General features: G+C 70.7%; 11 protein-coding genes and 1 pseudogene. 5 read left to right on the plus strand and 7 right to left on the minus strand.

What is annotated here, in order from left to right; all coding sequences use genetic code 11:
* Positions 1-17: 17 nt before the first annotated feature.
* Positions 18-1,436 (plus strand): M1 family metallopeptidase, encoded by a 1,419-nt coding sequence (locus ACIPSA_RS15485; protein WP_402634168.1) that lies wholly within the window; start codon positions 18-20, stop codon positions 1,434-1,436.
* Positions 1,437-1,471: 35 nt separating this feature from the next.
* On the opposite strand, the gene ACIPSA_RS15490 is transcribed toward ACIPSA_RS15485, so the two are convergent.
* From ACIPSA_RS15490 to ACIPSA_RS15500, 3 genes are all read right to left on the minus strand, one after another.
* Positions 1,472-3,028 carry a M4 family metallopeptidase gene (locus tag ACIPSA_RS15490; RefSeq protein WP_402635398.1) on the minus strand — a complete coding sequence of 519 codons (1,557 nt, stop codon included), beginning with the start codon at positions 3,026-3,028 and terminating at the stop codon, positions 1,472-1,474.
* 329 nt (positions 3,029-3,357) lie between these two features.
* On the minus strand, positions 3,358-3,882 hold the full coding sequence (locus ACIPSA_RS15495; protein WP_402634170.1) for a GNAT family N-acetyltransferase: 525 nt from the start codon (positions 3,880-3,882) through the stop codon (positions 3,358-3,360).
* Positions 3,883-3,959: 77 nt separating this feature from the next.
* Entirely contained in the window at positions 3,960-4,535 is a 576-nt protein-coding gene (locus ACIPSA_RS15500; RefSeq protein ID WP_402634173.1) for a TerD family protein, read from the minus strand.
* Between the two features lie 163 nt (positions 4,536-4,698).
* Here ACIPSA_RS15500 and arfB point away from each other — a divergent pair, with 163 nt between their 5' ends.
* Both arfB and ACIPSA_RS15510 read left to right on the plus strand, forming a co-directional pair.
* Positions 4,699-5,136, plus strand: coding sequence for an alternative ribosome rescue aminoacyl-tRNA hydrolase ArfB (arfB, locus tag ACIPSA_RS15505; RefSeq protein ID WP_402635401.1), 438 nt, complete (start codon positions 4,699-4,701; stop codon positions 5,134-5,136).
* Positions 5,137-5,167: 31 nt separating this feature from the next.
* Positions 5,168-5,278 (plus strand): annotated as a pseudogene (locus ACIPSA_RS15510) (RNA-guided endonuclease TnpB family protein); the annotation flags it as partial.
* A gap of 116 nt (positions 5,279-5,394) precedes the next feature.
* Here ACIPSA_RS15510 and ACIPSA_RS15515 read toward each other — a convergent pair.
* Positions 5,395-5,979, minus strand: a complete 585-nt coding sequence (locus tag ACIPSA_RS15515) for a flavin reductase family protein (RefSeq protein ID WP_402634176.1) — start codon at positions 5,977-5,979, stop codon at positions 5,395-5,397.
* A gap of 364 nt (positions 5,980-6,343) precedes the next feature.
* Here ACIPSA_RS15515 and cdgB point away from each other — a divergent pair, with 364 nt between their 5' ends.
* Both cdgB and ACIPSA_RS15525 read left to right on the plus strand, forming a co-directional pair.
* Positions 6,344-7,996, plus strand: coding sequence for a diguanylate cyclase CdgB (gene cdgB / locus ACIPSA_RS15520; RefSeq protein WP_402634179.1), 1,653 nt, complete (start codon positions 6,344-6,346; stop codon positions 7,994-7,996).
* A gap of 118 nt (positions 7,997-8,114) precedes the next feature.
* The gene (locus tag ACIPSA_RS15525) at positions 8,115-9,056 is read left to right on the plus strand and encodes a carbohydrate-binding protein (protein WP_402634182.1); all 942 of its coding nucleotides are present in this window, start codon (positions 8,115-8,117) and stop codon (positions 9,054-9,056) included.
* Between the two features lie 16 nt (positions 9,057-9,072).
* On the opposite strand, the gene ACIPSA_RS15530 is transcribed toward ACIPSA_RS15525, so the two are convergent.
* The 3 genes from ACIPSA_RS15530 to ACIPSA_RS15540 form a co-directional block, all read right to left on the minus strand.
* On the minus strand, positions 9,073-10,002 hold the full coding sequence (locus ACIPSA_RS15530) for a 1-phosphofructokinase family hexose kinase (protein ID WP_402634185.1): 930 nt from the start codon (positions 10,000-10,002) through the stop codon (positions 9,073-9,075).
* Between the two features lie 117 nt (positions 10,003-10,119).
* Positions 10,120-11,262 (minus strand): N-acetylglucosamine-6-phosphate deacetylase, encoded by a 1,143-nt coding sequence (nagA, locus tag ACIPSA_RS15535; RefSeq protein WP_402634188.1) that lies wholly within the window; start codon positions 11,260-11,262, stop codon positions 10,120-10,122.
* Positions 11,262-12,203, minus strand: coding sequence for an ROK family protein (locus ACIPSA_RS15540; RefSeq protein WP_402634191.1), 942 nt, complete (start codon positions 12,201-12,203; stop codon positions 11,262-11,264). Before ACIPSA_RS15540 ends, nagA begins: the two co-directional genes overlap by 1 nt.
* Positions 12,204-12,265 lie beyond the last annotated feature (62 nt).

Raw genomic sequence — 12,265 nt, forward strand, 5'->3', positions numbered from 1 at the left:
GATCTAGGATCTCTGACATGTCCAGGTCCGCACGCCTTGTCCCGGTCGGCACCCCGGCCCTCGCCGCCCTGCTCGCCCTCACCCTGACCGCATGCGACGGCGGAGTGCACGGCACCCCCGGCGGATCCGGCGTGCACGACCCGTACTTCCCCAAGGCGGGAAACGGCGGCTACGACGTCACTCACTACGGCCTCACCCTCTCCTACGACCCCGGCACCCACCGCCTCACCGGCAAGGCGGTGATCACCGCCCGCGCCACCGAGGACCTCTCCGCCTTCGACCTGGACCTGAAGGGCCTGGACGTCGAGGACGTCACCGTGGAGGGCAGCCGCGCCCGCTTCAGCCGCGCCGGCCAGGAGCTGACCGTCCGCCCGCACGACGACCTGGACAAGGGGGAGACCTTCAGCACCACGGTGCGCTACTCGGGCACCCCGGAGACGATCACCGACCCCGACGAATCCGAGGAGGGCTGGCTGCGCACGGCGGACGGCGCGCTCGCCCTCGGCGAACCCACCGGCTCGATGGCCTGGTTCCCCGGCAACGACCACCCCTCCGACAAGGCGTCGTACGACATCGCCGTCACCGTGCCGAAGGGCCTGCAGGCCGTCTCCAACGGGGAGCTGACGCGCGAGACGACCACCGGCGGCCGTACCACCTTCGCCTGGCACACCGCCGAACCGATGGCGACCTACGTCGCCACGCTCGCCATCGGCCACTACGACATCACCCGCTACACCACCAAGAGCGGTCTGCCCGTGTACGTGGCCGTCGACCCGAAGCAGACCGAGGCGAGCCGCAAGGTGCTGGCGAAGATCCCCGAGATCATGGAGTGGGAGGAGTACAACTTCGGCCCGTACCCCTTCTCCTCCACCGGCGCGATCGTCGACCGCCCCGACGACGCGGGCTACGCCCTGGAGACCCAGACCCGCCCCGTCTTCCCCGGCGCCCCCGACACCGGGACCCTCGTCCACGAGCTCGCCCACCAGTGGTACGGCGACTCCGTGACCCCGAAGACCTGGCGGGACATGTGGCTCAACGAGGGCTTCGCGACGTACGCGGAGTGGCTGTGGGACGAGGACCACGGCGGCGACACCGTGCAGCAGACCTTCGACGCGGTCTACGACGGCGACTACTTCGACAACGCCGACCAGGCCAAGGCCATCTGGGCCTTCCCGCCCGCGAAGCCGTCGAGCGCCGCGCACATCTCCGACAGACCGGTCTACGAACGCGGCGCCATGGTCCTGCACAAGATCCGGCAGAAGGTCGGTGACGACACCTTCTACGACATCATCCAGGGCTGGGCGGCCGCCCACCGCCACGGCAACGCGGACACCGCCGAGTTCACGGCGTACGTCGAGAAGATGGCGCCGGACAAGGACTTCGACGCCATCTGGGACGACTGGCTGTACGGGGACGGCAAGCCGGACCACCGGTGAGGTGTGGCCCGGCCTTCACCGCCTTGTGCCGCTGATCAGTTGACGTTGACGGCCTTCCAGGCGGCCGCCACCGCGTTGTACTCCGCGCTGCCGGCCCCGTACAGGTCGCCCGCCGCCTTGAGGGTCGCGGCGCGTGCGCCCGCGTAGTCGGTCGAGGAGGTGAAGTAGGTGGTCAGGGCCTTGTACCAGATCTGGTAGGCCTTGGTCCGGCCGATACCGGTGACCGTGGAGCCGTCGTACGTCGGGGAGTTGTAGGACACCCCGTTGATCGTCTTCGCGCCGCTGCCCTCGCTGAGCAGGTAGAAGAAGTGGTTGGCGACGCCCGACGAGTAGTGCACGTCGAGGCGGCCGACACTGCGCGACCAGTAGTCGGCGGAGCCGCCGTCCTTGCTGGGCTTGTCCATGTAGCGCAGGGGCGTGCCGTTGCCGTTGATGTCGATCTTCTCGCCGATGAGGTAGTCACCGGGGTCGGAGGCGTTGCCCGCGAAGAACTCCACCGAGGTGCCGAAGATGTCGGAGGTGGCCTCGTTCAGGCCGCCGGACTCCCGGCTGTACTTCAGCCCGGCCGTGGAAGCGGTCAAGCCGTGGCTCATCTCGTGGCCGGCCACGTCGAGCGAGGTCAGCGGCTTGACGTTGCCCTGCCCGTCGCCGTACGTCATGCAGAAGCAGCTGTCCGACCAGAAGGCGTTGACGTAGGCGTTGCCGTAGTGGACGCGCGAGTACGCGGCCCTGCCGTCGCCCGCGATGCCGTTGCGGTTGAACGCGCTCTTGTAGAAGTCCCAGGTGACGGCTGCACCGTAGGCGGTGTCGACGGCGGCGGTCTGACGGTTGGCCGGGGTCCCGTCGCCCCAGGCGTCGTCGGCGTCGTGGAAGAGGGTTCCGGTGCCGTTCGTGCCGCCGTTCAGGTCGTACGTCTTGTGGCCGCCGCGGCCGCCGTCGATCAGGTCGAAGCCGCCGGAGGCGGAGGCGGTGGTGCCCAGTGGGACGCTGCCGCTGTACTCGCTGGTGCCCGTGCCGGTGTCGACGGCCTCGTAGGAGTAGAGCTTCTTCCCGGTGCCGGCGTCGGTGATGACGTGCAGCTCGCTCGGGGTGCCGTCGTGTCGCAGGCCCTTGACCACCGTCTCGTAGGCGAGCACGGGCTTGGCGTCGGCGGCCCAGACGACCTTGCGGGCGGTGGAGGCGGTGGCCCGTGCGGAGTCGGCGGCCTTCAGCGCGGACTTCCCGGCGGAGGCGGCGGAGACGGTGGCGTCGGTGGACGCCACGGATATCCGGGCCTTGGTCGCCCTGGTCACGCCCTTGAGCGCGCCGCTCTTCGCCGTGTGCGTGACGAGGTCGCCGCCGAGGACGGGCAGACCGGCGTACGTCCGCTCGTACCGGACGTGGACGGTGCCGTCCGCGTCCTTCACGACGTCCCGGACGACGAGCTTCTCCCGGGCGCCGAGCCCGAGCTCGCGGGCGGTCGAACCGGCCGCTTCCTGGGCCGACCTGACGGCGGCGGCCCGGGCCGACGCGGTGAGGGGGAGCGCGGTGGCGCCGTTGCGGTGCTCGGGGGCCGCGGTGGCGGGACCGTTCTGCAGGGCGAGGACGACCATCGCCGCGGAGCCGACCAGGGCGGCGGCACGCACGGCGGTCTTGCGGGAGGGGTGGGTGGAGCGGTGCTGCTGTCTCACTCGGTCTCCTTCTGACCGGCCTCATGGTTGAGGCACAGGTGGGGCAAAGGAAGTGCACAGGGTTGCGGCGAGCGAGGAGAGGGTGACACCCGGAACGGCCCGTTTGGCAGTCCGCAGTCAAGACTTTACGTGTTCGTATCCGAAAGCCGTCGGCTGGAATCCGTTATCCGAACGCTCCGGGTCCCGTCAACTCCCTGTTGTCTCAGCGCAATTGACGCCCCAACCGTCACACCTGGCGCGCGCAGGGCCGGTCAGGCCCGGTCCGGTTCGTGGAGCGCCTTGCGCAGCACTGCGCAGGGACGGCCCAGTTGGCGGTCCCTGCGGTGGTCGATCACCTCGTAGCCGAGGGCGGTCCAGAAGGCGAGGCCCCTCGGGTTGTTGTCGAGTACCGCGAGCCGTGCGGCGGTGCGGCCCTCGGCGCGGAAGCGGTCCTCGACCCGTCGGGCGATCCGTCGTCCGTGGCCCTGCCGTTGCGCACCCGCGTCGATCATCAGCAGCCCGATCCATGGATCCGGATCGGCCGGGTCGGGGTGGTGGGCGAGGGTGACGGCGACCCCGACCAGCCGCCCCTCGCTCCGCGCGAGCAGCACCTCCACGCCCGGATTCACCAGCTCGTCGGCGAGCGCCTTCGCGACCTGCTCCGGCCGGATGTCGTCCGGGTCCGGGAAGTCGCCGCTGAGGGCGTGGAAGTCGCGGTTGGAGGCGTAGAGCGCGGTGAGTTCGGTGAGCAGCGGGCCCGGGATGTCGTCACCGGAGGGCAGAGGTTCCAGGATCACCAGGGCAAGCTAGCGCGGGAACGCCGGAGCCCCCAGCTGTTGTGCGGCTGGGGGCTCCGGCGAGGTGCGGGAAGGGCTCAGACGTTCACGCCGAAGTCCTGGGCGATGCCCACCAGACCCGAGGCGTAGCCCTGGCCGACCGCGCGGAACTTCCACTCGGCGCCGTTGCGGTAGAGCTCGCCGAAGACCATGGCCGTCTCGGTGGCCGCGTCCTCGGACAGGTCGTAGCGGGCGATCTCGGCGCCGCCGGCCTGGTTGACGATGCGGATGTAGGCGTTGCGGACCTGGCCGAAGTTCTGGCCGCGGTTCTCCGCGTCGTAGATGGAGACCGGGAAGACGATCTTGTCGATGTCGGCCGGGAGGCCGGCGAGGTTGACGTTGATCGCCTCGTCGTCGCCGGCGCCCTCACCCGTGCGGTTGTCGCCGGTGTGGACGATCGTGTTGTCCGGGGTCTGCTTGTTGTTGAAGAAGACGAAGTGGGCGTCCGAGTAGACCTTGCCCTGCCCGTTCACCGCGATGGCGGAGGCGTCCAGGTCGAAGTCCGTGCCGGTGGTGGTGCGGACGTCCCAGCCGAGGCCCACGGTGACGGCGGTCAGGCCCGGAGCCTCCTTGGTGAGCGAGACGTTGCCACCCTTGGACAGGCTTACAGCCATTGTTGGGAGTCCCTTCCCTAGTTCTGTGTGCGCTCGAAGCTACCGTCACCCGGGAGAACGCCGGGAGGGGTCCCCATGGTTCCGGATCCCTTTACCTTTTTTACCAATCGGGACGGGCGTGTCGCGAAAAATACAGGTGACGTGGACCGGACAGGCCGGGAACATGGACCACATGTCCGGTCCCTACCTCGTCCGTGGCTCCGTCTCCCTGCCCGAGGCCGAGCTCATGTGGCGTTTCTCGCGGTCGTCCGGGCCCGGCGGACAGCACGTCAACACCAGTGACTCCCAGGTGGAGCTGCGCTTCGACCTGGCGAACACCGAGGCCCTGCCCGAGGTGTGGAAGCGGCGGGCGCTGGAGCGGCTGGCCGGGCGGCTCGTCGACGGTGTCGTCACCGTCCGCGCCTCCGAGCACCGCTCCCAGTGGCGCAACCGCGAGACCGCCGCCGTACGCCTGGCCGCCCTGCTCGCGGAGGCGACCGCGCCCCCGCCCAAGCCCCGCAAGCCCACCCGCATCCCGCGCGGGATCAACGAACGGCGGCTGAGGGAGAAGAAGCAGCGCTCGGACACCAAGCGGGGAAGGTCCGGACGGGACTGGGGCTGAGCCCCGTCCGAGCCCGACCCCGAGCCCCGATACCCCCAGAGACAAGAACTCCGCCCGCGTGATGCTCGTCCGGGCAGGTCTGAACCCGGCTGGTGCCGAGGGCGCAAGACCTCCGGGAGCGCTGCTCCCAGAGGCAGCCTGAGCCAGGAATCCCCACTCAATCCTGAAGGAAGGAACCCCCTTCCCTCAGGGAGGGGAGCAGTCAAAAAGCGGCCACGGAATTCCGCTGCTCTACTCCGTTCTACTCCGTCACCCCGATTACCCCAACTGCCGGTAGCGGCCCCGGAAATAGAGCAGTGGCCCCCCGTCCGCGCTCGGCACCCGCGCCGTCAGCACGCGGCCGATCACCAGTGTGTGGTCCCCCGCCGGCACGCGCTGCTCGGTCCGGCACTCCAGGGTCGCCAGGGCGCCGCCCACCAAAGGGGCGCCGGAGACCTCGCCGCGGCCGTACGCGATGTCCTCGAACAGGAGCCGGTCGCTGATGCGGCCCTTCATGGCGAAGCGGCCCGCGACATGGCGCTGGCTCTCGGAGAGGACGGAGACCGCCCACAGGGGCTGTTCGTCGAGCAGGTCGTCCATGCGGGACCCGTTGCGCAGGCTGACCAGGACCAGCGGCGGGTCCAGGGAGACCGACAGGAAGGCGGTGGCGGTCATGCCGACGTCCTCGCCGCCCGGTGCCAGGGGGTCGTCCGGGTCGAGCGGCGGCTCCTGCGCGGTCACCAGGACCACACCCGCGGCCAGCCTGGTCATGGCGGCCCGGAACTCGTCGTTGCTCACCCCCTCAGGATGCCGGGAAGCGGCCGTGGCGGTGGGGGAAGACGGGACAGCGGGAATGTTCAGCACGCCGAAACGCTAATCTCCGCCCTGCGCGCACCGCATCGGGCCTCGGTCCGAGCCGGGTCCTAGGACCACCGAAGGACACCTGGAAGGCCATGAGGCCGCCTCTTCGTGCATCATGTCCCCACACCCGCACAGTCTGCGTTCAGTAAACGCACAGGGAAAATGCAGAAACTCCACTCAATTGTTCACGTTCCGCTGTGACTTGAGTCACAAGGGTCATTAATTGTTGACCCTGTGTACCGAGTGGGCAGCGCGCTGTGATTCAGTGGCGGGGAAACCTGCAAGAGCACCGCGGCAAGAGCGTCACCGAAAAGAAGCGCCGAAGAGAACCCTTGATTCGCTGCGAGGTCTCGGGGGGAGGGCGAACATGGAGGCCGAGTCGGAGCCGTATGTCCGTCTTGCGTCCCTGCGGCAGCTGCACCAGGTCATGGCCGACATGAACACGGCACGCAGCCTGGCGGACACACTGCAGACCGTCTCCGACGGCGTGGTCAACGCCCTCGGGTACGAGATGGCGTGCGTCAACCTCGTGCGCCCCGACGGCGACCTCGTCGTCGCCGCCTTCTCCGGCAACTCCGCCGCCGAGGCGCTCATCACCGGCCGCGTCGGCTCGCGCCCCTCCTGGGACCGTCGCCTCAGCATGGGCGAGGCCTGGGGCGACCTGCGGTTCATACCGCACACCGAGGGCTGGGTGCTCGACGAGGACGACGTACCGCAGTGGTACACCGACGGTCCCGCGCCCCGCTTCGAGGACGAGTGGCACCCCTCCGACCGGCTCTTCGCGCCCATGTACACGCCCGGCGCGCAGGGCGGCTCCTGCGGTGAACTGCTCGGCGTGATCTCCGTGGACCGGCCGCGCAACGGCCGCCACCCCGGCGCGTGGGGGCGCGAGGCGCTCCAGATGTACGCGTTCCAGGCCGCCATCGCCATCAGCAACGCGCGTCTACGCGCGAATATGCAGCGCGCCCTGGTCCGCCTGGAGCGCGAGCAGCAGGCGCTGCGGGCCAGCGAGGAGAGCTTCCGGCAGGCCTTCGAGTACGCCCCCTCCGGCATGGCCATCGCCGAGATGGGCGGCGACCAGCACGGCCGGATACTGCGCACCAACGACGCGCTGTGCCGGCTGCTCGGCCGCCCCGCCTCCGCGATGCGCCGCTACTCCTTCTCCGACCTCGTCCACCCCGAGGACATAGGCACGCTGCTGCGCACCTCCGCCGAGGGCGGCCGCGCGGAGCTGCGCCTCGGCCGCCGCGACGGCACCTATGTCTGGGTGTCCCTGCGCAACAGCGTCGTCGCCGACGCGGCCGACGGCCCCCGTTTTCTGCTCACCCACGTCGAGGACATCGAGGAGCGCAAGCGCCGCGAGCTCCAGCTCGCCCACCGCGCCTCCCACGACTCCCTCACCGGCCTGCCGAACTCGGCGGAGCTGCGCTCGCGCCTGTCGTCCCGCCTGTGCCGGCGGTCCACCCACGCCGGCGAGATCGAGTCCCTCGACGCGGCCTACGGCCACCCGGCCTTCGACGTCAACGGCCACGGCTTCGACTTCGCGGCGGGCACACAGACGTACGACGGCTACGACCACCATGTGCACACGATCGCCCCCGAGGGGGAGCCGGACGACGGCGCCAAGGGACTCGCGGTCCTCTTCTGCGACCTCGACGGCTTCAAGTCGATCAACGACCGGTTCGGGCACAACGCGGGCGACGCGGTCCTCATCGAGGTCGCCCGGCGGCTCACCCGGGGCGTGCGCGACGGTGACACCGTGGCCCGGCTCGGCGGCGACGAGTTCGTGATCCTCGCCGACGGGCTGGGCAAGGCCGACGCGCAGGACCTCGCCGTACGCCTGCGCAACGAGATCATCCAGCCGATCCGGGCCGAGGGCCGGGCCGTCCGGGTGGGCGCCAGTTTCGGCATCGGGTGGGCACACTGCGGCATGACCGCGGACGAAGTGTTGAAATCCGCCGACGAACGGATGTACGTCGAGAAACGATCTCGTCCCAAACAACATCGTCGAGCGGGATGATCCCCAGGTCAGTGCGCTGAAGCGGTCTGAGTCACCCGTTTGGGCCAGCGAGAGCGGGTAGGCTCGACACTCAATACCTGTACCGCATCCGCCCGCACCTGTTGAGGAGTACCTAGGGATGACGCCCGGCGACAACGGCGCGAGCACGCCCGAGGACGACGACCCGTTCGGCTATCTCTACGCCGACGGTCAGGCCAGAGGGGCCCAGCCGCCGTCCGGTGGCTACGGCTACCCGAACTCGGTCAGCAGAGTGCGCCCGGTCGGTGAGCGCACCTACGGCGGACAGCAGGCGCAGTACGGCCAGACGGTCCCGCAGCAGCAGGGCGCCTACGGCCAGCCGAACGCCGCCTATCAGGCGCCGGAGACCCTCCCGGGTGGCGCACCGACCACCCAGCAGCCCCTTCCGGGCGGCGGGGGCCGCGGACGCGGCAGCGGCCCGAACACCAAGGGTCTGCTGATCGGCGCCATCGCGGTGGTCGCCGCGGTCGTCATCGGCATCAGCATCGCCATAATCAACGGCGGCTCCGACGACGACAACAAAGCCAGCAACCAGGTCCAGACCTCCCCGACCCAGTCCCACAGCCCTTCGGTCAAACCGTCCAGCACCAGCTCGGCCTCCAGTACGGGCGAGATCCCGCCGGTCGATGCGAAGACGCTGCACCTGGACGGCACCGCCACCACGGCCTCGGACGTCAAGGGCGCGGAGTCCGACGGCGGCATCTACGTGACGGGCCTCAACCAGACCGGCTCCGGGGTCACCTGGACCGTGAACGGCATTCCGGAGGACGGCACCTACACCGTCTTCGCGAACTACAGTGCGGCCGGCGAGGACCAGTCGATGACCCTCCTCGTCAACGGCAAGCCGTTCGGCAGCAAGGTCGGCTTCGACAACTACCGGCATGCCGCCGACGGCGACTTCGCCAACGGCTGGACCACGACATACTCCTGGCCGACCCTGACCAAGGGCACGAACACCCTCTCGATCTCCTGCCAGGACGGCGACAAGTGCAATGTTCTGCTGGACCAGCTGTACCTGAAGAAGGGCCAGGTCAAGCGGTAGGGCCAGTGCTGTACGCCTAGGCCGCGGTGACCTCGGCTGTCACCGCGACCCGCTCCACCAGTTCCTCGTAGGTGGCACGGTCGAACTCGCCCGCCGCGGGCGCTCGTACGGTTGCCGCCGACAGTGCTGCCGCGCGGGCCAGGCGGTCCGGCCAGGGCAGGCGGTCCACGAGTCCCGACAGCAGACCCGCGACCGCCGAGTCGCCGGCGCCGGTCGGGTTGCCGTCCATGCGGGCGGGCGGGGCAGCATGCCAGCGGCCCTCCGGGGTGTGGGCGATCAGGCCGTCGGCGCCCAGGGAAGCGACCACCGCGTGGGCCCCCCGCCGCCGGGCGTCCTGGGCGGCGCGCAGCGGGTCGTGGGAGCCGGTGAGTTCGGCCAGTTCCTCGGCGTTCGGCTTGAGGATGTCCGGGCGGGCCGCCACACCGCGCCGTAGCGGTTCGCCGCTGGTGTCGAGGAGGACGGGGACACCGGCGGTGCGCGCGGTCCGTACCAGCCCCGCGTACGCGCCCACCGGCACCCCCGGCGGCAGGCTGCCGCACAGGGCCACCGCCGAGGCTCCGGCGAGGAGTTCGCCGTACACCTCCTGGAAGGCGCCCCACTCGGCCGGAGTGATCTGCGGGCCGGGCTCGTTCAACTGGGTGGTGTCGCCGGTCAGCTCGTCGACGACGGCGACCGTGCGCCGGGTCGCCCCGCCGATCGGGAGCAGCGCGTCCAGCACGCCCGGCGTGTCCGCGAGGCCCTCCCGCACGGCCCGTCCGGTGCCGCCGCCCGCGAAGCCGGTGGCCGTCACCTCGTGCCCGAGGGCCGCGAGCACCCGGGCCACGTTCAGGCCCTTGCCGCCCGGACGTTCGGTGACGTCCGAGACGCGGTGCGAGGCGTGGGGCCGCAGGGACCGTACGCGATAGGTGATGTCGAGAGCGGTGTTCAGTGTGACCGTGAGGATCACCCGTTCGACCTCCCTCGAAGTGTGTGTGCTGCCGTCCGTTCGGGCCCTGATCATGCCAAAGAGACGGCGACCGGCCCAGACCTCGGTTCGGCCACCGTCTCTCTACTGGGGTACTGATCAGGGCAGTTGGGGAGCAACCACCCATTCTCCCCGGCGCATCACGCCCTTGAGTTCGAAGTCGGCGTCCAGGAGCACCAGGTCGGCGTCCTTGCCCGGCTCCAGCGAGCCGATGGTGTCGTACATGCCCAGCAGCCGGGCCGGGTTGGCGGACAGCGCGGCCACCACGTCCTCCACCGGCAGCCGGTCGATCGTCACCGCCCGCTTGAAGGCACGGTCCAGGGTCAGCGTCGAGCCCGCGATGGAGCCGCCCTCCACCAGCCGGGCCACGCCCTCGCTGACCTCGACCTCCAGCGGGCCGAGCATGTAGCGGCCGTCGCCGATGCCGGCCGCGTCCATCGCGTCGGTGATGAACGCGACCCGGTCGGCGCCCGCGTGACGGAACGCCAGCTCCAGCGCGGCCGGGTGCAGATGCGTGCCGTCGTTGATGAGCTCGACCGTGACCCGCTCGTCCTCCAGGAGGGCGGCGATCGGGCCGGGGGAGCGGTGGCCGAGGACGGGCATGGCGTTGAAGAGGTGGGTGGCGACGGTGGCGCCCGCGTCGATCGCCTCGACCGTCTGCTCGTACGTCGCGTCCGTGTGGCCGACGGCCGCGATGACCCCGTGCTCCGCCAGCAGCCGTACCGAGTCGAGCCCGCCCGGCAGTTCGGTGGCGAGGGTGACCATCCTGGCCTTGCCGCGCGCCGCGTCGATCAGCTTGCGGACGTCCGCCGGGTCCGGGTCGCGCAGCAGTGCCTCGGAGTGCGCGCCCTTGCGGCACGGCGAGATGAACGGGCCCTCGAAGTGGATGCCGGCGATGTCGCCCTGCTCGGCCAGCTCGCTCAGCAGCCCGGCCTGCTGGGCGAGGATGTCCATGTCGTCGGTGACGGTGGAGGCGACGAGGGTCGTGGTGCCGTGCAGACGGTGGGTGCGGATGGCGGTGAGTACGTCGTCCACCGGACCGGAGAACGACGCGCCGCCGCCGCCGTGGTTGTGGATGTCGACGAAGCCGGGGACGAGCCAGTGGCCGCTCACGTCGACGACCTGGGCATCCGCGGACGCCGCGCCCGCGATCCTCGTACCCTCGACGATCACACGCCCGTCGTCCACGATCCCGGTGGGCAGCACCACCCGGGCACCGGCGAGAACCATGGTGGGGGCCATCAGGCGGTTACCTCCGAAGGGTCAGTGGTTTCGAGGAGATCCCGGGCGAGGATTCCCGCGCCCAGGCATCCGGCGATGTCCCCGAGGGCGGCGGGGACGATCGACGGCAGCTTCTGGAAGGTGACGCGCCGCTGGACGGCCTCCCTCAGCGGTGTGAACAAGACTTCCCCCGCTTCGGCCAGGCCGCCACCGATGATGAGCGTGCGCGGGTCCAGCAGGGTGAGCGCGGTGACCAGTCCGTCCGCGAGCGCGTCCACGGCCTCCTGCCAGACCCGGACGGCATCCGGATCACCGGACGCGACGGCCTTCGCGCAGTCCGCGGCATCCGCGTCCGGATCCCCGCAGGCAGCGGCCCACGCCTCGCTCACGGCGGCCGCGGACGCGTACCGCTCCAGACAGCCGCGCTGCCCGCACGGGCAGGGGGCGCCCCCGGGCCGTACGACGATGTGCCCGATCTCGCCCGCGAAGCCGTGCGCCCCCGCCTCCACCCGGCCGTCGAGGCCGATGGCGCCCGCGATCCCGGTGCCGAGCGGCACGAACAGGAACCGGTCGGACCCTCTGCCCGCTCCGATCCGGCCCTCCGCGAGCCCGCCGGCGCGTACGTCGTGGCCGAGGGCGACCGGGACGCCGAGCCGTTCGGCGAGCAGCTCGCGCAGGGGTACGTCCCGCCAGCCCAGGTTGGCCGAGTACGCGGCGATGCCCCGTTCCTCGTCGACGATGCCGGGGACGGCGACGCCGACGGCGGCCGCCGGCTCGCCCAGCCGCCGGGCGCCGTACGCGCGCAGGTCGGCGGCGAAGCCGAGGATGTCCTCGACCACCGCGCCGGGCCCGCGCTCCCGGCCGGTCGCGCGGCGGTCCTGGTGCAGCAGTGTGCCGCCGTCCCCGACCAGGGCGGCCTTCATCCCGGTGCCGCCCACGTCGAGGGCGATGACATGTCTCACGGGAGACAGTGTGGACCTCCGACCCGCAAGAGGTCTAGTCCATTCGCGTGGTGTAGACCTTG

This window comes from Streptomyces sp. NPDC086549, assembly GCF_044746205.1.
GTDB lineage: Bacteria > Actinomycetota > Actinomycetes > Streptomycetales > Streptomycetaceae > Streptomyces.